Annotated in this window: 17 protein-coding genes, 1 tRNA gene and 3 pseudogenes; 18 read left to right on the top strand and 3 right to left on the bottom strand. The window is 41.4% G+C overall.

The annotated features are described in order from the left end of the window. Nucleotide 1 precedes the first annotated feature (1 nt). The 4 genes from jag (at nucleotide 2) to rsmG (ending at nucleotide 5,394) form a co-directional block, all read left to right on the top strand. On the top strand, nucleotides 2-901 hold the full coding sequence (gene jag, locus PG766_RS13800) for an RNA-binding cell elongation regulator Jag/EloR (RefSeq protein ID WP_117559191.1): 900 nt from the start codon (nucleotides 2-4) through the stop codon (nucleotides 899-901). A 179-nt stretch (nucleotides 902-1,080) separates the two neighbouring features. Continuing rightward, on the top strand, nucleotides 1,081-2,460 hold the full coding sequence (mnmE, locus tag PG766_RS13795; protein ID WP_117824056.1) for a tRNA uridine-5-carboxymethylaminomethyl(34) synthesis GTPase MnmE: 1,380 nt from the start codon (nucleotides 1,081-1,083) through the stop codon (nucleotides 2,458-2,460). Then, nucleotides 2,426-4,318 carry a tRNA uridine-5-carboxymethylaminomethyl(34) synthesis enzyme MnmG gene (gene mnmG, locus PG766_RS13790; protein WP_117824055.1) on the top strand — a complete coding sequence of 631 codons (1,893 nt, stop codon included), beginning with the start codon at nucleotides 2,426-2,428 and terminating at the stop codon, nucleotides 4,316-4,318. Before mnmE ends, mnmG begins: the two co-directional genes overlap by 35 nt. Nucleotides 4,319-4,677: 359 nt before the next feature. Next, nucleotides 4,678-5,394 (top strand): 16S rRNA (guanine(527)-N(7))-methyltransferase RsmG, encoded by a 717-nt coding sequence (gene rsmG / locus PG766_RS13785; RefSeq protein WP_008371371.1) that lies wholly within the window; start codon nucleotides 4,678-4,680, stop codon nucleotides 5,392-5,394. 546 nt (nucleotides 5,395-5,940) lie between these two features. Here rsmG and PG766_RS13780 read toward each other — a convergent pair. Further along, on the bottom strand, nucleotides 5,941-6,894 hold the full coding sequence (locus PG766_RS13780) for an alpha/beta fold hydrolase (RefSeq protein ID WP_117824053.1): 954 nt from the start codon (nucleotides 6,892-6,894) through the stop codon (nucleotides 5,941-5,943). Between the two features lie 444 nt (nucleotides 6,895-7,338). Here PG766_RS13780 and PG766_RS13775 point away from each other — a divergent pair, with 444 nt between their 5' ends. From PG766_RS13775 to PG766_RS13710, 14 genes and pseudogenes are all read left to right on the top strand, one after another. Continuing rightward, a complete protein-coding gene (locus PG766_RS13775) occupies nucleotides 7,339-8,106 on the top strand; it encodes a ParA family protein (RefSeq protein ID WP_117824052.1) in 768 nt (255 codons plus the stop codon). Between the two features lie 2 nt (nucleotides 8,107-8,108). After that, nucleotides 8,109-9,005 (top strand): ParB/RepB/Spo0J family partition protein, encoded by an 897-nt coding sequence (locus PG766_RS13770; protein ID WP_117824051.1) that lies wholly within the window; start codon nucleotides 8,109-8,111, stop codon nucleotides 9,003-9,005. A 3-nt stretch (nucleotides 9,006-9,008) separates the two neighbouring features. Next, the gene (locus PG766_RS13765; RefSeq protein ID WP_117824050.1) at nucleotides 9,009-9,551 is read left to right on the top strand and encodes a DUF4446 family protein; all 543 of its coding nucleotides are present in this window, start codon (nucleotides 9,009-9,011) and stop codon (nucleotides 9,549-9,551) included. A 120-nt stretch (nucleotides 9,552-9,671) separates the two neighbouring features. Then, the gene (gene serS, locus PG766_RS13760) at nucleotides 9,672-10,952 is read left to right on the top strand and encodes a serine--tRNA ligase (RefSeq protein WP_117559203.1); all 1,281 of its coding nucleotides are present in this window, start codon (nucleotides 9,672-9,674) and stop codon (nucleotides 10,950-10,952) included. A 15-nt stretch (nucleotides 10,953-10,967) separates the two neighbouring features. After that, entirely contained in the window at nucleotides 10,968-11,846 is an 879-nt protein-coding gene (locus tag PG766_RS13755; RefSeq protein ID WP_117824049.1) for a DUF3881 family protein, read from the top strand. 538 nt (nucleotides 11,847-12,384) lie between these two features. Beyond that, nucleotides 12,385-12,461, top strand: a tRNA-Arg gene (locus tag PG766_RS13750). Nucleotides 12,462-12,848: 387 nt separating this feature from the next. Beyond that, nucleotides 12,849-13,097 (top strand): annotated as a pseudogene (locus PG766_RS17175) (DUF6017 domain-containing protein); the annotation flags it as partial. A gap of 89 nt (nucleotides 13,098-13,186) precedes the next feature. Beyond that, entirely contained in the window at nucleotides 13,187-13,363 is a 177-nt protein-coding gene (locus tag PG766_RS13740) for a helix-turn-helix domain-containing protein (RefSeq protein ID WP_003864535.1), read from the top strand. A 203-nt stretch (nucleotides 13,364-13,566) separates the two neighbouring features. Next, nucleotides 13,567-13,725: a sigma factor-like helix-turn-helix DNA-binding protein gene (locus PG766_RS17255; protein WP_004611461.1), complete on the top strand. Its 159-nt coding sequence runs from the start codon at nucleotides 13,567-13,569 to the stop codon at nucleotides 13,723-13,725. Between the two features lie 228 nt (nucleotides 13,726-13,953). After that, nucleotides 13,954-14,577, top strand: a complete 624-nt coding sequence (locus tag PG766_RS13730; RefSeq protein ID WP_004611459.1) for a TetR/AcrR family transcriptional regulator — start codon at nucleotides 13,954-13,956, stop codon at nucleotides 14,575-14,577. 110 nt (nucleotides 14,578-14,687) lie between these two features. After that, complete coding sequence (locus PG766_RS13725; RefSeq protein ID WP_004611458.1) at nucleotides 14,688-16,460, top strand: ABC transporter ATP-binding protein; 1,773 nt, start codon at nucleotides 14,688-14,690, stop codon at nucleotides 16,458-16,460. 1 nt (nucleotide 16,461) lies between these two features. After that, a complete protein-coding gene (locus tag PG766_RS13720; RefSeq protein WP_071144397.1) occupies nucleotides 16,462-18,195 on the top strand; it encodes an ABC transporter ATP-binding protein in 1,734 nt (577 codons plus the stop codon). Nucleotides 18,196-18,214: 19 nt separating this feature from the next. After that, nucleotides 18,215-19,021, top strand: a complete 807-nt coding sequence (locus tag PG766_RS13715; protein WP_118199517.1) for a class I SAM-dependent methyltransferase — start codon at nucleotides 18,215-18,217, stop codon at nucleotides 19,019-19,021. An 828-nt stretch (nucleotides 19,022-19,849) separates the two neighbouring features. Continuing rightward, nucleotides 19,850-19,981, top strand: a pseudogene (locus PG766_RS13710) (type II toxin-antitoxin system PemK/MazF family toxin); the annotation flags it as partial. Nucleotides 19,982-19,983: 2 nt separating this feature from the next. On the opposite strand, the pseudogene PG766_RS17165 reads toward PG766_RS13710, so the two are convergent. Next, a pseudogene (locus PG766_RS17165) lies at nucleotides 19,984-21,158 on the bottom strand (IS91 family transposase). Further along, complete coding sequence (locus PG766_RS13700) at nucleotides 21,155-22,003, bottom strand: tyrosine-type recombinase/integrase (protein ID WP_118199516.1); 849 nt, start codon at nucleotides 22,001-22,003, stop codon at nucleotides 21,155-21,157. The pseudogene PG766_RS17165 and the gene PG766_RS13700 overlap by 4 nt, the downstream one beginning before the upstream one ends. Nucleotides 22,004-22,134: the final 131 nt, after the last annotated feature.

Below are 22,134 nucleotides of genomic sequence, written 5' to 3'. Positions count from 1 at the left end.
AATGAATGAGATTACAGTATCAGCAAAAACTTTAGACGATGCCATCACAGAAGCTTCTATCCAGCTCGGCGTAGCAAGTGATCAGATGGAATATGACGTGATTGAAAAAGGAAGTGCAGGCTTCCTCGGAATCGGAAGCCGTCAGGCAGTTATCCGTGCCCGTATCAAAAAAACTGTAACAGAAGAAATCAAAGCCGAAGAAATCAAACCGGAAGAGATCAAAAAAGAATTCAAGAAGGATTTCCGAAAAGACCGCAAGGAATTCGTTGGACACAAAGAACGTAAAGAGCACAAAGAATACAAAAAAGATTCGAAAAAGGACTTCAAAAAGGAGCCTAAGAAAGAATTTGTAAAAGAAAACAAAACAGAAACAGTCTCTGCCGTAACAGCAGCAGCTCCGGTTTATGAAGAAAAGAAAGAACTTCATGTAGCCGTTGTAACAGAAGCGACACAGAAGATCTGTGAGAAATTCTTACAGGAAGTTCTTCAGGCAATGGGAATGGGCGAAGTAACTATCGTATCCTCCATTGATGAAGAAGGTGCTCTTGCAATTGAGATGAGCGGTGACAACATGGGTATCCTGATCGGTAAGCGTGGACAGACATTGGATTCTCTCCAGTACCTCACCAACCGTGTAGCCAACAAGTCACAGGATGGTTATGTACGTGTCAAACTTGACACAGAAGACTACCGCAAGAGAAGAAAACAGACTCTTGAAAATCTCGCAAAGAATATCGCTTACAAAGTAAAACGAAGCAGAAAGCCGATCTCACTGGAGCCGATGAATCCTTATGAAAGAAGAATCATCCATTCCGCTCTGCAGGCTGATGACAGAGTTTCTACCCACAGCGAGGGCGAAGAACCATACAGACGTGTTGTTGTAACACCGAACCGCCGTTAAACAGTAACGCAAATTGGTTGCATACACCGTTATAACTGAATCGTTCACAGTAAAAAAACCGCAGTCATTTAATGGCTGTGGTTTTTTTACTTTTCACAATAGGCACTTCCATTTTGACAGCTTTCGGGGTAAAATGATAACATCGCATTTATTACAAAAGTATAGAAGGAAGCAATAAAATGGGATTTAAAACAGACACAATCGCAGCAATCTCCACAGCAATGACTAATTCCGGAATCGGAATCGTGCGTCTCAGCGGAGAAGATGCGTTTTCTATTATTGACAAAATTTACAAAGGCAAAAGCCCGAAGCTTCTGTCCGAACAAAAAAGTCATACCATTCACTATGGCTATATCATGGACGGAGAGCAGACGATTGATGAAGTGCTGGTTCTTTTAATGCGTGGGCCGCACAGCTACACCGGTGAAGATACTGTGGAAATCGACTGTCACGGCGGTGTATTTGTCACAAGAAAGATACTTGAAACCGTGATCAAATACGGTGCAAGACCTGCTGAACCGGGTGAATTTTCCAAAAGGGCTTTTCTGAACGGCCGAATGGATCTGTCACAGGCCGAAGCCGTGATCGATATCATCAGCTCCAAGAATGACTATGCACTACAAAGCTCGGTAAACCAGTTGAAAGGCTCTGTCCACAATAAGATTAAAGAAATCCGTGAAGTAATCCTTTACCATACCGCTTTTATCGAAAGTGCACTTGATGATCCAGAGCATATCAGCGTAGACGGATATGGTGACAGTCTCCTGGGCATCGTAAAGGATCTGCAGCAGAAAATCCAGTGTCTTCTGGATACTGCCGATGACGGACGTATCATCAAAGAAGGCATCAAGACGGTTATCGTCGGGAAACCGAACGCCGGGAAATCCTCTCTGATGAACGTTCTGGTAGGCGAAGAAAAGGCAATCGTAACCGAGATTGCCGGAACCACAAGAGATGTTCTGGAGGAAAATATCCAGCTTCAGGGCGTTTCTTTAAACATCATGGATACCGCCGGAATCCGCGATACCTCTGATATCGTAGAGAAGATCGGTGTGGATAAAGCAAAAGAAAATGCAGAAAAAGCCGATCTGATCATCTATGTGGTCGATGCATCCAGACCTCTTGATGAAAATGATCACGAGATCATCGAGATGATCCGGGATAAGAAAGCTGTGATACTACTGAATAAGAGTGACTTATCCACAGTTGTTGATAAAAAGGCATTAGAAACGTTGATAACTAAGCCAATGATCGATATTTCCGCAAAAGAGGAGACCGGGATCCATGAACTGGAATCTACTTTAAAAGAGATGTTTTATCACGGTGATATCTCATTTAACGATGAGGTTTATATCACCAATATCCGACACAAAACAGCTCTTGCCGATGCACTTTCCAGCCTAAAAAAGGTAGAAGAGAGCATTGAAAACCAGATGCCGGAAGACTTTTTCACAATTGACTTAATGGATGCATATGAATCTCTGGGAAGCATTACCGGAGAGACGATAGGAGAAGATTTAGTAAATGAAATATTCAGCAAATTCTGTATGGGAAAATAAAGACGCATACGACATCGTTGTAGTTGGTGCGGGACATGCCGGCTGCGAAGCTGCCCTTGCCTGCGCAAGACTCGGTCTGAAAACGATTGTTTTCACCGTAAGTGTAGAAAGTATCGCCATGATGCCATGCAACCCGAATATCGGCGGTACCTCAAAGGGACACCTGGTACGTGAGCTGGATGCGCTCGGCGGTGAAATGGGAAAGAACATCGACAAGACATTTATTCAGTCAAAGATGCTGAATAAATCTAAAGGGCCTGCCGTTCATTCCCTGCGCGCCCAGGCAGATAAGAACAAATACAGCAATACCATGCGACAGACGCTGGAAAACCAGGAGAACCTGGAGATCCGGCAAGGTGAAGTCGTCAATATCCTTGTGGAAGATGGTTCTGTAACGGGCGTTCAGACCTATTCTGGTGCTATATACCGCTGCAAGGCCGTTGTACTGTGTACCGGAACCTACCTAAAGGCAAGATGCATTTACGGTGATGTCAGCACGCATACCGGTCCAAACGGGCTGCAGGCAGCAAATTATCTGACCGACTGTCTGAAGGAGCTTGGTATTAAGATGTACCGCTTCAAAACCGGTACACCGGCACGTATCGACAAGCGCAGCATTGATTTCAGCAAAATGGAAGAGCAATTCGGCGACGAGAGGGTCGTACCTTTTTCGTTCACAACGGATCCAGAAGATGTGCAGATTGAGCAGGCTTCCTGCTGGCTTACCTATACCAATCCTACAACCCATGAGATCATCCGTAAAAACTTGGATCGTTCCCCACTTTATTCCGGTATGATCGAAGGCACCGGACCACGTTATTGTCCGTCTATCGAGGACAAAATTGTAAAATTTGCCGATAAAGAACGGCATCAGGTGTTCATTGAACCAGAAGGTCTGGAAACCAATGAAATGTACATCGGCGGAATGTCAAGTTCACTTCCAGAGGATGTTCAATATAAAATGTACAGAAGTGTGCCTGGTCTTGAACACGCAAAAATAGTTAAAAATGCTTACGCAATCGAATATGACTGTATCGATGCAAGACAGCTTCATCCGACACTTGAGTTCAAATCTATTCATGGTTTGTTCAGCGGTGGTCAGTTCAACGGAAGTTCGGGATATGAAGAAGCAGCCGCTCAGGGACTTATTGCCGGAATCAATGCCGCACTGGAGGTTCTTGGAAGAGAACAGTTAATTTTAGACCGTTCCCAGGCTTATATCGGTGTTCTGATCGATGATCTGGTTACAAAAGAAAGCCACGAACCATATCGTATGATGACTTCACGTGCCGAATACCGGTTACTCCTGCGCCAGGACAACGCCGATCAGAGACTAACCGAAATAGGGCACAAAATAGGGCTTATTTCAGACGAGAGATACCAGATGTTGTTAGACAAAGAAGAAATCATCCGCAAGGAGATCCACAGGCTCGAGCATACCAACGTTGGAACTTCCCAGGAAATCACGGATTTTCTCACAAATTGCGGCAGTACGCCTCTTACTTCAGGATCTACACTTGCTGAGCTTATTAAGCGTCCTGAGCTGAATTATGAGCTTCTCGAACCTATCGACCATATGCGAACAGAACGCTTCAGCCGAGAGATTGTGGAACAAATTGATATCAACATCAAATATGAAGGCTATATCAAGCGCCAGTTAAAACAGGTAGAACAGTTTAAAAAGCTTGAAACCAGGAAAATACCGGCAGATATCGATTACGATGCTGTTCCGAGCCTGCGAATCGAAGCTGTGCAGAAATTAAAGCAGTTCCGACCGCTTTCCATCGGTCAGGCATCCCGTATTTCCGGTGTCTCACCTGCCGATATTTCTGTATTACTGGTATATCTAGGACATTAGACCACCAGATAACCAGACCTGTATTTTGATCTTTTTTGGGATATTACAGAATCCATTATTTCTGGTTTCTGTTTTTCCCTTTATATAGATGTGTACTTTTGAGGGCATCACCCAAAAAGTACACATCTATTTTCAAAGAAATGGTTTTATCGTGTACTTTATAGGGCAAAAAGTATGTTTTTCATCTTTTCGTATACCTTTTAGGTGCATGATTGTATTTTTTTAAAAACATTATCACTTTATCATGTACCTTTAAGGTGCTATCTTCTCAGAAATTGTGTACCTATTTGGTGCAAAACAGTGTAAATTACTGTTTATTTTCCGCAAAGATGTGTACTTTTAGGGGAAAAAGGAGCAATATGAGTAAAAAATTTGAGCAACAGCTTGCAGAATTAGGTATCACATTAACGCAGACCCAGTTTAATCAGTTTGATAAATATTACGAAATGCTGGTGGAATGGAACAAGGTTATGAATCTCACCGGTATCACCGAGTACGAAGAAGTAAACGAAAAACATTTTGTCGACAGCCTTGCATTAGTAAAGGCCCTGGATATCAGTAAAGTTCAAACCGTGATCGATATAGGAACAGGCGCCGGATTCCCCGGAATTCCTTTAAAAATCGCCTTTCCGCACCTGAAAATCACGTTGCTTGACTCTTTAAATAAGAGAATCCGTTTCCTTGACAGTGTGATTGAAGAGTTAAATCTTACGGATATCCATACAATCCACGGCAGAGCAGAAGATTTTGCCCGTCAGGCAGACTACAGGGAACAGTTTGACCTCTGTGTTTCACGTGCAGTGGCCAATTTATCTACATTATCCGAATACTGCCTCCCTTATGTAAAAGTTGGTGGATTCTTTGTTTCTTACAAATCCGGTGATATTGTCGATGAACTTTCCGCTGCAAAAACCGCAGTACATGTCCTTGGAGGTACACAAAATAAACCAGTTGTATTCCAGCTTCCAGGCAGTGATATTAGCCGTTCATTTGTAAAGATCAAAAAAATCAAGCCTACCGGGAAGAAGTTTCCTCGAAAAGCAGGACTTCCTTCCAAAGAACCTATCCACGGATAAACAGCTATACATACCTGTAGTCTGTATATGCCGCAATGGAAATTGAACTATTTTTTCTTTATCTTGAACTTCTGCTATTAGTTCTTTTTATAATAGTTCAATTTTAATTGTTATAGTTTATTCCATTTTGTATTTTTGATAGTTCAATTTTTTGTATGCATTGAAAATGTATTTTTATTTTTTTGTATGCAGTTCTGCCAGAAATTTGTTTTCCTATTTCATTTCAAAAAGCGGGTAAGTTCAATTTTTTACCCGCTTAAAATCTGATTTTTTATTTTCATTTAGCTTGATTATTTCTGCAAAAAGCCCAATAATCATTCTTCTGTTTTGTTTTTCAGAGAAAGACAATTTCCATAGAAATTCCCAGAGTTGCATGTCGGTTTTCATGGTGTTCATGAGCAGAATAAGTACCAGTTAAGTACCAGTTCTGTTTGCTATTAGATAATCGCAAAAGTTGATCAAGAGCCATATATAGCCAAATGCGGGATGTACACCGAAGTGTACATCCCGCATTTGGCTATAATGTGTACCTGAACGTACTTTATATTATTCAGCAGAGAAAAGGATATCTAGCTGTTCTGCGAATCCTTCCGGTTGTTCAATTTGTGGAAGATGTCTCGTATCCTTTATGCACATGTATTCTATAGCAGGTACATGCTTCTGATATTGTTTAGCAATCTCAATACTGTTTTCATCATATTGTCCAGAGATAATGCAGATACTATTTGTCGCCTTGCGAATACAATGATAAATATTTGTCTTTGTATATCCACCTTTGATGCTTGCAAACAAATATTTTGAATGTGCGTTTTCATTATGAGCAGATTCATGGTATATCTTCGTCATCTGATAATCTATCGTATCTTCGTCATACAGATACTTATCCACAAATTTTTCATCAATCGCTTCTCTTGAATGAATAATGTTGTACAGTAGCGTACCAATAATCGGTATTTCGATAAGGAACTTCAGCGTCTTGGTTCTCTTATTCGGACATTTTGCAAGTTCCGTAAGTGACAGTGGATTCACCATACAAATCTTTCCAATCACGTTTTCATCATTTCCGCATGCCATAACTGCAATAGCAGCCGATTCTCCCGTAGCCACAACATCTGCCTTTTCGCCAATGATATGTTTAATAAAATCCGTCAGCATTTGCACATAAAGAAAATTAGTATAAGTAATATTTGGTTTTTCAGATCGTCCACAGCCTAGCAGATCCACGGTATAAACAGTATACTTTTCTGCAAGAATTGCCGCTACTTTTTTCCATTCTACGCCAGAGCTTTCTGCATCCAAATCATGAAGTAGCAGTAGTGGTTTACCATTTCCCTGTTTTCTATAATAGATTTTTCCAAATCTCCAGTCATAATAGTTTCCCTCAGATGAGTTTAACAAACTGTCTTTTGTTGCCATTTCTATAAGTGTTTTATTTATCAGATGGATTGTAATCGCACCAAGTGTTGCTAAAATCGCGCAGCTTTTCAATTTATTTTTCATCGTCAATTGCTCCCTTCTCCGAATCATTTTTGTCCAGATTCAGCAAGATTATACTCGCAAATAATATCTGTTTTTGTATAATATTTTACCTTGCGGCTTATAGATAAGTATACCATAATCTCCTCACAGTTTAAAGATTTACATCATGTTATTGTTCCTTGGTTTTCGACAAAATGTTTCACGTGAAACATTTTATCTCTCCTTTTTCAGCTGCTCATAGCCAAATATATTTTCATTTATCTAAAATATTTTTCATACATTTTTATATTTCACTTTATGTAGAATGTTTCACGTGAAACATTCCCGCATTTATAAAAAATGCCGAAATAAATGTTTCACGTGAAACATTTAGTAGATTTAGATAAAGTTTAGTGTTACAATTATATCTAGATGTAAATAAAACTTCATATATATTTGCACACTATTAGAAAGGAGGTAATTGCAATGGGACGAATAATTGCCGTTGCCAACCAAAAGGGTGGCGTTGGAAAAACTACAACAGCGATCAATTTATCCTCGTGTTTAGCGGCGAAAGGGCAGAAAGTTCTCGCAATCGACATGGATCCACAGGGTAATATGTCCAGCGGTCTTGGTATAGATAAGGATAATGTTGACTATACTGTATATGATCTTTTAATTGGCGAAGCCACTATAGAGCAAGTGTTACACAAAGAAGCAATTGAAAATCTCGACGTAATTCCCGCAAACATTGATCTATCTGGCGCCGAAATAGAGTTACTCGAGACCGAGAACAAAGAATACATTTTAAGAGATGAGGTGCTTAAGATAAGAAGTAATTACGATTACGTCATTATCGACTGCCCACCTTCACTTAGTATGCTGACAATCAATTCAATGACTACAGCAGATACAGTATTGGTTCCAATTCAATGTGAATACTATGCACTAGAAGGATTGAGCCAGCTGATTAAAACAATCGAGCTTGTAAAAGAAAGATTAAATGAAAACCTTGAAATGGAAGGTGTTGTATTTACTATGTATGATGCCAGAACCAATCTTTCTCTTCAAGTTGTTGAAAATGTAAAAGATAATCTTGATCAGACAATTTACAAAACTATCATTCCACGTAATATACGACTTGCAGAGGCCCCAAGTCATGGCTTGCCAATCAACTTATATGATCCTCGTTCAACAGGAGCTGAAAGTTATATGTTATTAGCAGATGAAGTAATTCATAAAGGAGAAGAGTAAGCATGACAGCAAAACGAGGCGGACTTGGAAAAGGTCTGGATAGTTTAATCAAAGAAAACAAAACCGCAAAGCATACTGCACCAGCTAAAAAAGAAGTAGTGAATGCCGGTCCAATCATAATGAAGATCAATGATGTGGAGCCAAACCGTGACCAGCCAAGAAAACATTTTGAGGAAGATGCTCTCTTGGAACTTGCTGATTCAATCAAACAGTTTGGAATCCTTCAGCCTCTGATTGTTCAGAAGCGGAACGATTACTACGAGATCATCGCCGGCGAGCGTCGCTGGCGTGCAGCAAAGCAGGCCGGTATCAAAGAGGTCCCTGTTATCATTAAAGAATACACGGATCAGGAAATCGTTGAGATTTCTCTTATTGAAAATATTCAGCGCGAAAATCTGAATCCAATCGAAGAAGCGCAGGCATACAAGCGTCTGCTAAATGAATTCAGTCTGAAGCAGGACGAGGTAGCTGAGCGCGTTTCAAAGAGCAGAACTGCTGTAACAAACTCCATGCGTCTTCTAAAGCTGGACGAGAGAGTGCAGCAGATGATCATTGATGACATGATTTCAACCGGGCATGCGCGTGCTCTTCTTGCAATCGAGGATAAAGAACAGCAGTACATTCTTGCCAATAAAGTATTTGATGAAAAGCTCAGTGTCAGGGATACCGAAAAACTTGTCAAAGAACTGAAAAAGCCAAAAAAAGAAAAAGAAAAGCCTGTTATCCAGAATGCGTTTGTATATGAAGATCTGGAGGAACGTATAAAATCAATCATCGGTTCCAAAGTCCATGTCAATCATAAAGCAAATGGAAAAGGCAAAATTGAAATTGAATATTATTCGGACAACGATCTGGAACGTATATTTGAATTGTTAATGTCAATACAGGAAGGAGAATAATATATGGAAAGTAAAATTCTAAAGTCACTTGGAATTGATCCGGCGTATATATTTCTTTTTCTTATCATGCTGATCATATTGATGTTTCTTCTTTATATTAATGTCAATATGAAATACAACCGTCTGAAATCGAGCTATAACGTATTCATGCGCGGACAGGACGGCAAAACACTCGAAGAAAGCTTCAGCGCAAGATTCAATGAACTCGACGAGCTTTCCAACATTGCCCACGAAAACAAAGCGGACATCCGCATATTGTATCGCGCGTTGCGAAGCAGCTACCAGAAAGTAGGTATTGTAAAATACGATGCTTTCGGTGAAATGGGGGGAAAACTCAGCTTCGCCCTCACAATGCTTGACAATGATAACAATGGATGGATCCTCAATTCCATGCACAGCAGAGATGGCTGTTACACTTATATAAAAGAAATTGTGCGTGGTGAAAGTTACATTGAGCTCTCTGAAGAAGAGGCCGAATCACTAGATCAGGCCGTTTACCAGGAAATGTATGATCCGGATGTACAAGATGCGATCAAACCACAGTAATTTGCCTGAATCCCTTGATAATCCTCAGGTGATAGAATAAGATGATGTAAGTGGAAAAATTTACTTTTGCCACTCACATCATAAGATATAAAAATAAAGGAATAAGACAGGAGAACAATTATGTTAGATATTAAATTTTTAAGACAAAACCCAGATGTTGTAAAAGAAAACATCAAGAAAAAATTCCAGGATGAAAAGCTTCCACTTGTAGATGAAGTAATTGAGCTTGACAAGAGAAACCGTGAAATCAAAGGTGAAGTAGAAGCACTCCGTGCTGAGAAAAACAAAGTTTCCAAAGAAATTGGCGCATGCATGGCTCATGGTGAAAAAGAGAAAGCAGAAGAGCTTAAGAAAAAAGTTCAAGAAAACGCTACCCGTATGGAAGAACTTTCTGCTGAAGAAAAAGAAGTAGAAGCAAAAATCAAAAAAGATATGATGGTTATCCCAAATATCATCGATCCATCTGTCCCGATTGGTAAAGACGACAGCCAGAATGTTGAAATTGAAAAATTCGGCGAACCGGTTGTTCCGGACTTTGAAATTCCATACCATACAGAAATTATGGAAAAATTCAACGGAATCGATCTTGAAAGTGCAGGAAAGGTTGCCGGAAATGGTTTCTATTATCTGATGGGAGATATTGCACGTCTTCACTCAGCAGTTATCTCTTATGCACGTGACTTTATGATCGATCGTGGATTCACATACTGTATCCCGCCTTTCATGATCAGAAGCAACGTTGTTACAGGCGTTATGAGCTTTGCCGAAATGGATTCTATGATGTACAAAATTGAAGGCGAAGACTTATATCTGATCGGAACCAGCGAGCATTCTATGATCGGTAAATTCATCGATACCATGCTTGATGAAGCTGAGCTTCCAAAGACACTGACTTCTTATTCTCCATGCTTCCGTAAAGAAAAAGGTGCTCATGGAATCGAAGAACGTGGTGTATACCGAATCCATCAGTTTGAAAAGCAGGAAATGATCGTTGTATGCAAACCGGAAGAAAGCAAAGAATGGTATGATAAATTATGGAAAAACACTGTTGATCTGTTCCGTTCTCTTGATATCCCGGTTCGTACACTGGAATGCTGTTCAGGTGACCTTGCCGACCTTAAAGTAAAATCTTGTGACGTAGAGGCATGGTCTCCAAGACAGAAGAAATACTTTGAAGTAGGAAGCTGTTCTAACCTTGGTGATGCACAGGCAAGACGTCTTGGCATCCGTGTAAAAGGAAGCGACGGAAACAAATACTTCGCACACACACTGAACAACACAGTGGTAGCTCCTCCGAGAATGCTGATCGCATTTCTCGAGAACAATCTTCAGGCAGACGGTTCTGTCCGCATTCCTGAAGTACTTCGTCCATACATGGGCGGTAAGTCTGAAATCAGATAGAAAACGAGGTAAATTTTGCATAAATATTTAAACGCTATCGGATTCCACGATATCGCATCTGAACGCGAATGGTATCAGATTCTTCTTGAATCCGAAAAGAATTTTTCCGGATATGACCGTATTGCCTTGGACGAACACACAGATCTCTGTGAGCTTCGCAGGGAATACGGCAACGGAATTGGCATTTCTTCCTACGGCTTTATCGATGAAAATGATGAAGCGTTCCGCAGAGAATGCTATTTCCCATATTTTTCAGGCAGTGGAGTCAGCTCTTATGCTGATATTGCAGTAGAACAGAAAACCTTCTCACCGACCTATGTTGGTGTCTGCGAGGATGTAAAGCTCGGCTGCAGTATCATTTTCCATATTCAAAACGGAATGGAATACATAAAAGAAGCCACTCTCGGCGGTCTGAACAAAAGTTCAATCTCTGTAACATTTTCCGGGCTTGCCTTAAGTGGGAAAATTTTGCTTCCGGTCACAAAGGATACAGGCGCTGCGGACAAGAGAGCGGAAGAGCTCCGCAACCGGATGATGCTCATGAGCGCAGCAAAGGAAGGGAATCCCGATGCCATTGAAAGCCTTACGCTTGACGACATCGACACCTATGCCGCAGTATCAAAAAGAATCCGTGGGGAAGATATTTACAGCATTGTCGATACACATTTTATGCCATCTGGTCTTGAATGTGACCAGTATGCGATCCTTGGTGAGATTCTGAATATCGATACCATTGAAAATCTTCTTACTGGGAAAGAACTTTATGTTCTTACAGTTGAAACCAATGAGCTTCAATTTGATGTATGCGTACCGGTTGAAAAGGTGATTGGCGAACCGGCAATTGGAAGACGGCTGAAGGCACAAATCTGGCTGCAAGGGCATATTAATTTTTAGGGAAAAATTTTGACTTATATAAAAAGCATGACCAAATTTCTTTTAATTGAAAATTAGTCGTGCTTTTTGTATATGCGCTTCAGAACATTCGACTTTACATAAAGAAGTCCTATAAAAGCTATTTCACATACAAAATCCCGCTTTGTTACCTCACCATAATTATCCCATAATTATTCTCTTAGAAAAGCATTTGACATTTTCATGTTCAAACGGTATGATATATGTGTATGTTCTATTAGTTAAATGAATATAACAAGTGTCTCCTAAGAGAAAGCCGAGGCATTCCCCAAATTGGGGAACGTTCTAATGTTACCAAAGCAAAAAAATCTGTAGATTGACAACTTGAAAAAGAGTTGATAATCTTATATATGGCCGAAGGGAAAAATCCCAGAAACCCAGTAAAATCAAGGGTTTGCGGCATGTGTCGTCATAGCTCAGCTGGATAGAGCACTCGCCTCCTAAGGGTCAGGTGGAGCAATCCCCTTTCGGAAGCGATTTATGAAATAAATTTGAAAATTGCTCCATTACAATTAAATACGTCTCAGTACCTCAGTAGGATAGAGGGTTCGCCTCCTAAGCGAAACGTCGCAGGTTCGATTCCTGTCTGGGACGCCAGCAAACAACGCTGAAAGCCTTGATTTATCGAGGTTTTCAGCTTCTTTTGTTTTTGGCTTATAACCTGTCAGATAAGAACATATTTAATTTATATTTTGCAATTTCTTTTGATTTTCAGAATTTGTAATTCGATATTTTTATGACTGTTTGAGTAGAAGAGTTTGCTAACACTTTTTTTATTTTGAAAAAATATCAGCAGATTTTTGAAGATTTGCTAACACTTTTGAAAAATTACTTTGAAGCTGATTGTTTCAAAAGCATTGCTTTCATCTCCGGCGTAAGTGATTTTAAAAGCTGTAAAAGCTCCATATCACTGTCTGATAAGCCGTTGTTTTCTGGCTGAACTTCCTCATTTTGTGGTTGCATTTCTGAATCATGGTTTAGAGTGGTCTGATTGAGAAACGCAGACAGGGATTTGGAAAGGTGAACGTTATCTACGTGAAAACCTTTATGCCTGAGAAAACAGATGAGAAAAAATTTGGAGAGGAATTAGAGAAGTTTAAAAAACAAACTTCTGTGGAAAATGAAGAACCTGCAGAAGTTTACAATGCAAACTTCATGAAGTCCCAAAATCAAACTTCTAGAAGTCTCGAAAACAAACTTCAAGAAGTTTACATTTTAAACCCTAATAATACTATTCCCAAAGTTCAAGAAATCATAGAGTGTATGGATTCAATTCCATATGCTCTTTTTCTTTCATATTTCAAAGAAAAGAGGATAAAGAAATGTCAGAGAAAAGATGTTATACAGTTCAGGAGTTACAGGAAATCTTAGGAGTCAGCAGACCTACTATTTATAACCTTTTGAAGAAAAAGGAATTCCGGTGGATCCAGTTGGATGGCGGAAAGTATCGCATCTCTAAGAAGAGTTTCGACGACTGGCTCGATAACTTGGAACAGTAAAAACAGGGTGTTGATCAGGCAGATATTGTCTGCATCGACATCCTAAATTTTTTTTCTGGATTTGAGATATGATATAGGAAAATAACACTAGCCATGATAGAACAGGTACATATCTGGATACCGTAGCAGCATCCACTGATCAAGCAGAACTGAAAACAGTACAGGACTTTCTGGATCGTATTGAGAATCAGAAATTGTATCATGTGCTGATCACCGTGGACAGGCTTACCCTTCAGATCGTTCTGATGAAGATCCAGGGGTATAGCACTCATGAAATAGCCAGGTATCTGAAGATTACCGAAAAGGCGGTTTACAGGCATATGGACAGGCTGAAAGAAAAAGTGAAGAAGATCTTCGAGTAGTTCATGATAATCACAAAGCAGGGTGTGAGAACAAACTCCACCCTGCTTATCATTTATTAGAAAAAATGAAACTTTTGTCAAAACCAGTATTTAAAAATTTTATCAGTAATAAAGTGCAGAATGCTGTTTGGATTGCTATTTTTATGCAACTATTTCTTGTTGCTCTTGACAAAATCTTTTTTAAAGATTAAAATTATAACAGTGTTATATAGCACTGTTATATAGGAGGTGTGCAAAATAAACGGAAATGGAACGACTTTAGAAAATATCCACCGGGCAGCGAAAGCAGAATTTTTAGAAAAAGGATATAAAGACGCTTCCCTGCGGAATATTGTGAAATCCGTGGGAATGACTACCGGAGCCTTTTACGGATATTATAAAAGTAAAGAAGAACTTTTTGAAGCCATCGTTGGTGAGCATTACGAATATATTCTCAAACGTTTTATAAAGGCACAGCAGGAGTTCGCCGAACTACCAGCTGCCCAGCAGCCGGAAGTCATGAGTGACATTTCGGGGCTTTGTATGTACGATATGCTCCATTATGCGTACGAACATTTAGAGGAATGTAAACTGATCCTCTGCTGTTCGGAAGGAACAAAATTTGCCGGGCTAATTGATGAAATGGTGGAGATTGAAGTGGAAGGGACTCATGCCTATCAGGAGGTTTTAAGGAAGCTTGGAAGGCCCTCTCCGCATATCGATCCTTCGCTGGAGCATATTCTGATCACCGGAATGTTTCATACCTTTTTTGAATTGATCATCCACGAAATGCCGCTCAAAGATGCCGAAAACTACGTCAGAGAAATGCGCGCCTTTTATACAGCGGGATGGATGAAAATTATGGGGCAGTAATGCCTTATAATTTTTGCTTGATAGTTAGCTGAAACTAATCTAAATTCGGATATTGTAAGAACATAGACGTGTTCTCTTTATCATAAACACAAAGAAAAGGAGGAATTTTTTTGAAAAAGCAATCCAATTTATCACGCCTGCTGGAAATTGCAGGCAGCCATAAGTACCTGACCTATGCTTCCTGGGTGCTTTCTGCGATCAGTGCCCTGATTGCTCTGGTACCATTCTATTACATCTGGAAAATGATCAAGGAAGTATTGGAGGTGGCACCGAATTTTGACCAGGCACAGAACCTGACCGGTAATGGCTGGATGGCAGTATTGTTTGCGGTTATAGCGGTGCTTGTCTACATAGCAGGGCTGATGTGTTCCCATTTGGGAGCATTTCGTATTGCCACAAACCTGCGTATCCAGACCATGGAGCATATTGTTAAGTTGCCTCTTGGGTTTGCCGAGAGTTTTGGCAGCGGAAAACTGCGCAAGATTGTCAACGAATCCAGCGCAGCCACCGAAACCTATCTCGCCCATCAGCTTCCCGACAGAGCCAATGCCATTGCAACCCCCTGCGGTCTTTTGGTGCTGTTGTTCGTGTTTGACTGGAGACTGGGACTATTGAGTCTTGTTCCGGTTGTGCTGGGGTTTCTGATCATGATGGCAATGACCGGAAAGCAGATGCAGGAAAAGATGAAAGAATACCAGAATGCGCTGGATGATATGTCCAATGAAGCGGTAGAGTATGTCCGTGGGATTCCGGTGGTAAAAACCTTTGGCCAGACGATCTTTTCCTTTAAGAAGTTTAAAGACTCCATTGACCGGTATAAAGTATGGGTGATTGCTTATACCAGGCAGCTTCGGACACCGATGATGTTCTATACAGCTGCGATCAACGGCGTTTTTGCCACACTGATTGCCGGAGGACTGTTGCTTACGCAAGACGGTGTAACTTCCGGTTTCTTACTGGATCTTATTTTCTATATCATCATTACACCGGTTATTTCTGTCACACTGACACGCATTATGTTCCAAAGTGAAAACGCCATGATCGTAGACGACGCTTTACAGAGAATTGACAGCGTTTTGCATTTGAAGCCTCTGGAGGAAACGAAACATTCAAAGCATCCTCAAAACGCTTCCGTGGAACTGAAATCGGTTCATTTCAGCTATGATGGAGAAAAAGAAGTATTAAAAGATATTTCACTGACCATTCCTGCAGGACAGACGGTAGCTTTTGTAGGTCCATCCGGCGGTGGAAAAACAACCCTTGCCAACCTGATTTCCCGATTCTTTGATCCCCAGAGCGGAATGGTAAAAATCGGTGGTGTTAATGTGAAAGACATCCCGAAAGAGGAACTCATGAACACGGTGTCTTTCGTATTTCAGAACAGCCGTCTGATCAAGGCATCTATTCTGGAAAATGTGCGTATGGGAAAACCGGAAGCTACCCGTGAGGAAGTTCTGACTGCCCTTCATCACGCGCAATGCGATGATATTCTGGAAAAACTCCCACAGGGTGTGGATACGGTCATCGGTACAAAGGGTGTCTATCTTTCCGGCGGCGAGCAGCAACGAATTGCCATTGCCCGTGTGATGCTGAAAAATGCTCCGATTATCATTCTGGATGAAGCCACTGCCTTTGCTGACCCGGATAACGAAAGCCGCGTACAGGCTGCTTTCTCAAGACTTTCCGAGGGTAAGACAGTGATTATGATTGCCCACAGGCTTTCTACCGTAACAAATGTGGATCAGATTTTTGTCATTTGCGACGGACGGGTTGCCGAGTGCGGAAACAGTCGCGAATTGCTTGCAAAAGACGGTATATTCAGCCGTATGTGGAAAAATTACCAGACTTCCGTGCAATGGAAGGTAACAAAGGAGGTGCAGTGATATGATCAAAAAACTGCAGAAAAAATATGCCCTGTCTGAACAGGGAGCAAAAGACCTGATCAAAGGCTGCCTGGCCTGTGTCCTTCAGAATCTGTCTTTTATGTTTCCGGTGGGACTTTTATATTACCTGGTCAGCGATCTGATGAACGGGGGTGTTCCCGGCGAGAAAATTCCATTTTATGTGGCAGGCTGCGTGGTGTGTATCGGCTTGATTCTGCTGACCACTTTCTTTCAATACAATGCGACCTATTTTGCCACTTACAAAGAAAGCGGTATCCGCCGCATTACCCTGGCAGAGCATCTGCGCAAAATCCCCCTTTCCTTTTTCGGGAAAAAGGATTTAGCCGATCTTACCAGTACCATTATGGCGGATTGTACCTTCCTGGAGCAGAGTTTTTCGCATTTTATCCCTGAGCTTGCGGGTTCGATCATTTCTACAGTTCTGATTTCCATTGGTCTGCTCTTTACGGACTGGAGAATGGCACTGGCTGCCTTATGGGTTCTGCCGGTTGCCTTTGCGATTGTGGGATTTTCCGCAAAGATTCAGGAAAATCTGAATCAGAAAGCCATGGATGTAAAGATGGCCTGCGCAGACGGGATACAGGAGTGCATTGAAACGGTTCGTGACCTGAAAGCGAACAATGCGGAGCAGGCATATTTAAAAGGTCTGGAAAAGAAGATCCGTGCCGTGGAGCATCGTTCCATCCTCAATGAATTCGGCCTTGCTGTTTTTGTGGTTTCCGCATCGCTGGTGCTGAAGCTTGGTATTGCAACGGTTGCGCTGGTGGGAGCTGTTTTGCTCATGCAAGGAAGCCTCTCCGTGCTTACATTCTTTATGTTCCTTCTGGTAGTATCCCGTTTATATGACCCTCTGCAGGGCGCACTCCAGAATCTTGCGGCAGTCATCAGTACACGAACCAACATTGCCCGTATGAATGAAATTCTCGATCATCCGATCCAGCAGGGCAGCGACAGGCTTTCCAATCAGGGGTATGATATTGTCTTTGACCATGTTAGGTTTGCCTACAATACCGGAGAAACCGTATTGAAAGATGTTTCCTTTACGGCAAAACAGGGAGAGGTTACGGCTTTGGTCGGCCCATCTGGCGGCGGAAAAACAACCGTATCCCGGCTGGCAGCAAGGTTCTGGGATATTAACAGAGGAAAGATTACCGTGGGAGGCATGGATGTATCCCGAATTGACCCGGAAACACTGCTTTCTCTGTATTCCATCGTATTCCAGGATGTTACACTGTTTGACAATACGATTCTGGAAAATATCCGAATCGGAAACAAAGACGCCACAGATGAACAGGTCATTGCTGCTGCGAAACTTGCCAATGTGGATGAATTTGCGGAAAAACTGCCGGATGGATGGCATACCAATATCGGGGAAAATGGCTGTGAACTTTCCGGCGGAGAGCGCCAGCGTATCTCTATTGCCCGTGCATTTCTGAAAAATGCGCCGATCATTCTTTTAGATGAAGCCACTGCTTCCCTGGATGTGGAGAATGAAACTCTGATACAGACAGCCCTTTCCCGTCTGATCGCAGATAAAACGGTTCTGGTTATCGCCCACAGGATGCGTACCGTAGCAGGAGCAGATAAAATTGTTGTCCTTTCTGATGGCACCGTGGCAGAAGAAGGATCACCAAAGAATCTGGAAGAAAAGAATGGTGTATATGCCCATATGGTAAAACTGCAGACAGAAAGCCAGAATTGGAAACTTGCGTAAAGAAAAGGGAGGGCTGGTTATGCAAACATTAGGCGTTGTGGAGGATACCCTGTTTGTCCCTATGCTGGGCAGAATCTATGCCAGTGAGCATTGCCCACAAATTTTATATGATAAAAAGGCGTTGGAATTGAAAAATAGGCTGCCGTTAGACTTGATTGAACAGAATATGCAGAACCAGTATACCCTTTTGGCCTCTGCTTCCCGGTCTGCTAATATGGATCGGATTATTCGGGCTTTTCTGGAACGCAGACCGGACGGTGTGATTGTCCAGCTGGGCTGTGGTCTGGAGACAACCTATCACCGATGTGATAACGGAAAGACACACTGGTATGCCGTGGATCTACCGCATGTGATAGAATACCGGCGAGATCTTCTTCCCGAACCAGAGAGGGAATTATATATTTCCGGGGATGCCTTTGCAAAGGATTGGATCAAAAAAGTTCGCAATGATGTACTTGATACTCCTATTCTCGTTACTGCAGGCGGATTATTTCATTATTTTGAGGAACATAAGGTCATTGCCCTTCTGCGTATGATTGGGCAATTTGGAAATATGGAAGTTGTTTTTGATACGGTGAACAAAAGAGGCATGACCATGATGAAGAAAAAATATATGAAACAGGTCGGCCATGCCGATGCACAGATGTTCTTTTATGTGGATTCCGCGGAAGAACTGGCAGCAAAAATCGGGAATAATGTGAAAGTGATTACGGAGGAACCATACTATCGTTACATCCCTAAAAACAGTTTAAAGCTATCCACAAAGGTCAGTATGGCAGTTTCTGATCAATTCAAGATGGTAAAGATGATTTGTTTAAAAACCTAAGATTTTTTAACATAAAATAATTTTTGCAAGTGCAAAGAAATAAATCAACGCTTGAAAAAGGAGTAAATAATATTTGATATGCAATAATCATTATCTTAATAAGCTCTATAATGATTTAGTAACAAATTCTCCTAAAATAATTTCAATGAACATTCCCTCTGATATTTGACAAAAGGCGGTTTACAGGCGTATGGACAGGCTGAAAGAAAAAATCAAAAAAATATTTTAATTATGAGGGGAAATTCATAGTTTCCCATTGGCGACAGGGTGAGAGGACGAAATCCTCCACCCTGTTTTCCTTTGTGTGGCGTAAACAGGATTGTTCCTTGACAACCGAATAGTCATTCGCCAAATACTTCCTCTTTGTGATTGTGATGAGCATAAGCGTGCGGAGCAGTACGCCAAGACCTGCCGACAAGCAAATAGCGATGAAAGGTGGTGAGCGAACCTATACTGACTCCAAATATCGGGTAGCCCTCGGTTTCGCCATAACCCACAAAGAGCATAATGGTACTCCCGTCCAGTCACAGTCCGAGCGGTATCCAATCCGCCGCAGGCAATGAGGGCGGCTCTGGCAGACCGTCAGTTGGGGTGAAACTCCCGTGGAGTCAGTTCGCTGCTGACCGTTTGGCGACTTCCCTGCGCTTTTGCGCATTTGCATTTCGGGGTGTCGAGGACAAATAGAAATGCCATGATCATAAAGCCAGATATAAGGTTATCAATGAGAACAGAGCTTTGTTTTATATGCTCCCGACCTCAAAAAGCCTTTCGTCTGGCTTATTACATAGACAGAAACCGTATGTCAAATATAGATTGGAGGGTATTCAAATGAAAAGAACTGTCAGGCGTGGAGATATTTACTACGCAAAACCTGATCCGCATATCGGCTCTGAACAGGGCGGCACAAGACCTGTCCTCATTCTTTCCAATGATACAGGAAACAGGTTCAGCCCTACGATACGTTAACAGAGCATATGTGGTTTTGGTTTTATAAAATGTTGTTCTGTAGGCAGAGGAATAATTTTACCACCACAGGAAGAGCACTTGCATATATCTTTATTGTAAAGAAGACAGATAATGGAAGGTGCATCCATATCTTTCAGTTTGGAAATATATTTTTTGCAGCCAAGGATGTTTCTGCATAGGGCAATCTTTTTCTTCTTATTTCTGGATGAAAGAAGACCATAGTGCCTGATACGTACAAAACGTTTTGGAGGAACGTGCATTAAAAATCGACGGATAAATTCCTCGCCGGATATGGTGATCTCTTTCCAATGCCCTTGATTTTTGTAATCTTTAGCAGAAAAAGTAACTGTAGATTCTGTCATGTCTTTGATACGGTAGTTGCTGATAGCAATCCGGTGGGTGTATTTTCCAAGGTATCTGATGACAGATTCGGCACCATCAAATGGTTTCTTACAATAAGGAATCCATTCCTTTGCATAGCAGGTATTTAACAATTCCTTGAAAGTATAGTAGTTTTTGTAAGGAGTAGCTGATCTATGAAATTCAAGTCTGTCATTTTCCCAGAGCTGCTTAAGTTCAGCCATATATTTTCCACGAAACGTTTTGGAGATCGCCTTAATCGGAAGAAAAAATCTTTCCCGTTGTCTTTCCAATGATTTTTCACATCCAGCCCTCCACCAAGAACAATTGCATGGATATGAGGATGAAAATTCATGGTGCTTCCCCATGTATGGAGGATACAAATATAGCCGATATCAGTCCCAAGATATTTATTATCAGCAGCAAGTTCACTGAGAGTATCTGAAGCCGCATGATAAAGAGCAGTGTATAAGAATTTCTGGTTGCTGTAGATAATGGGATTAAGTTCTTCCGGAACTGTAAAAACCACATGGAAATAAGGTGCATCTAAGACATCCTCCCGCCGTGCATCTACCCACTTTTCTTTTGGAAACTCCTGACACATAGGACAGCATCTGTCACGGCAGGAGTTATAGTGGACTGATCTACAACCGCAGTCCTCGCATACGCTTACGTTCACACCGAAGGCACCGGTTTTGCAATTCATGATGTGGTAAGCGGCTTTTCTCTGAGCGGGAGAAATATCATGTGTGGATTCAAATGATGAATAAAAACGATGAAAAACATCCTGAATCGTACAATCCTTACTCATGATTCACCACCTTCCGGGTTGTCGAACGGGCTGCGGATTCCAAGAAGTGTCTTGTTGCTCACATGAAGGTAAACATCTGTAGAGCGAGGATCAACATGTCCCAGAAGTGACTGGATATATTTTATATCTGTGCCACTTTCGAATAGGTGGCTGGCAAAACTATGACGGCACGCATGAGAGGAAACATGACGGTTAATGCCGGCGAGTTTAGCACTTTTCTTAAAGAACTGGTTAACACTGGCTATATCAAGATATCCACCGGACCAGGAACTTGGGAAAAGGATATCTTTAGGGCGACCACATTTGTACCAATACTCTGTGAGAAGGTCTAAATTTTTTTGAGACAGAATTGTATACCTGTCAATTCTGCCTTTGGTTTCACGAACATGAATTGTCATGTTGGTACGTGAAATGTCATCATAATGAAGATGAACGACCTCCGATACACGTAATCCGGAAGAATACATAGTTGCAATAATCGCTTTATGTTTCAGATTCGGAGTGGCGTCAATGATTGCATTTATTTCATCGCAGGATAGAACAGCAGGAAGATTTCGCTCTCTTTTCATAGCCGGAACAGTGTCATCATCCCAGACAATCTTCAGCACCTTTTTATATAAGAACTTGATTGCAGACCGATAGTGATTGTGAGTTTCAGGAGACCTGCCTTCCAGACGTTTGGCAGTAAGAAAACTTTCCGCATCTTCAAGTGTAAGATCAGAAACATTTTTTCCAATCCAACGAAGGAAGTAACTGACATCAGAGCAATACAGTTGAATCGTTCTTTCACGCAGGTTACGTTTCTCCGCTTCATTGCGGATGGATTCAAAAATATCTTTATACATAATAAAACCTCCAGAATAAGTAGTCTTAATAATTACATCTACCTATTCGGAGGTGCATTGGCGTCATAATTCCGATTGCGGAAGAGGCTAGAAAATGTTATTCTTATCATAGGCAGTGGAGCTTTCTTAGT

Source organism: Coprococcus sp. LG101-27, assembly GCF_027695515.1.
Lineage (GTDB): Bacteria > Bacillota > Clostridia > Lachnospirales > Lachnospiraceae > Allocoprococcus > Allocoprococcus comes.
This window is presented reverse-complemented; position numbering and strand designations above follow the sequence as displayed.

Excerpts from the sequence above, each read along its gene's own strand:
- jag (WP_117559191.1), top strand. The coding sequence starts at position 2 with ATGAATGAGATTACAGTATCAGCAAAAACTTTAGACGATGCCATCACA.
- mnmE (WP_117824056.1), top strand. The coding sequence starts at position 1,081 with ATGGGATTTAAAACAGACACAATCGCAGCAATCTCCACAGCAATGACT.
- mnmG (WP_117824055.1), top strand. The coding sequence starts at position 2,426 with ATGAAATATTCAGCAAATTCTGTATGGGAAAATAAAGACGCATACGAC.
- rsmG (WP_008371371.1), top strand. The coding sequence starts at position 4,678 with ATGAGTAAAAAATTTGAGCAACAGCTTGCAGAATTAGGTATCACATTA.
- PG766_RS13780 (WP_117824053.1), bottom strand. The coding sequence starts at position 6,894 with ATGAAAAATAAATTGAAAAGCTGCGCGATTTTAGCAACACTTGGTGCG.
- PG766_RS13775 (WP_117824052.1), top strand. The coding sequence starts at position 7,339 with ATGGGACGAATAATTGCCGTTGCCAACCAAAAGGGTGGCGTTGGAAAA.
- PG766_RS13770 (WP_117824051.1), top strand. The coding sequence starts at position 8,109 with ATGACAGCAAAACGAGGCGGACTTGGAAAAGGTCTGGATAGTTTAATC.
- PG766_RS13765 (WP_117824050.1), top strand. The coding sequence starts at position 9,009 with ATGGAAAGTAAAATTCTAAAGTCACTTGGAATTGATCCGGCGTATATA.
- serS (WP_117559203.1), top strand. The coding sequence starts at position 9,672 with ATGTTAGATATTAAATTTTTAAGACAAAACCCAGATGTTGTAAAAGAA.
- PG766_RS13740 (WP_003864535.1), top strand. The coding sequence starts at position 13,187 with ATGTCAGAGAAAAGATGTTATACAGTTCAGGAGTTACAGGAAATCTTA.
- PG766_RS13720 (WP_071144397.1), top strand. The coding sequence starts at position 16,462 with ATGATCAAAAAACTGCAGAAAAAATATGCCCTGTCTGAACAGGGAGCA.
- PG766_RS13715 (WP_118199517.1), top strand. The coding sequence starts at position 18,215 with ATGCAAACATTAGGCGTTGTGGAGGATACCCTGTTTGTCCCTATGCTG.
- PG766_RS13700 (WP_118199516.1), bottom strand. The coding sequence starts at position 22,003 with ATGTATAAAGATATTTTTGAATCCATCCGCAATGAAGCGGAGAAACGT.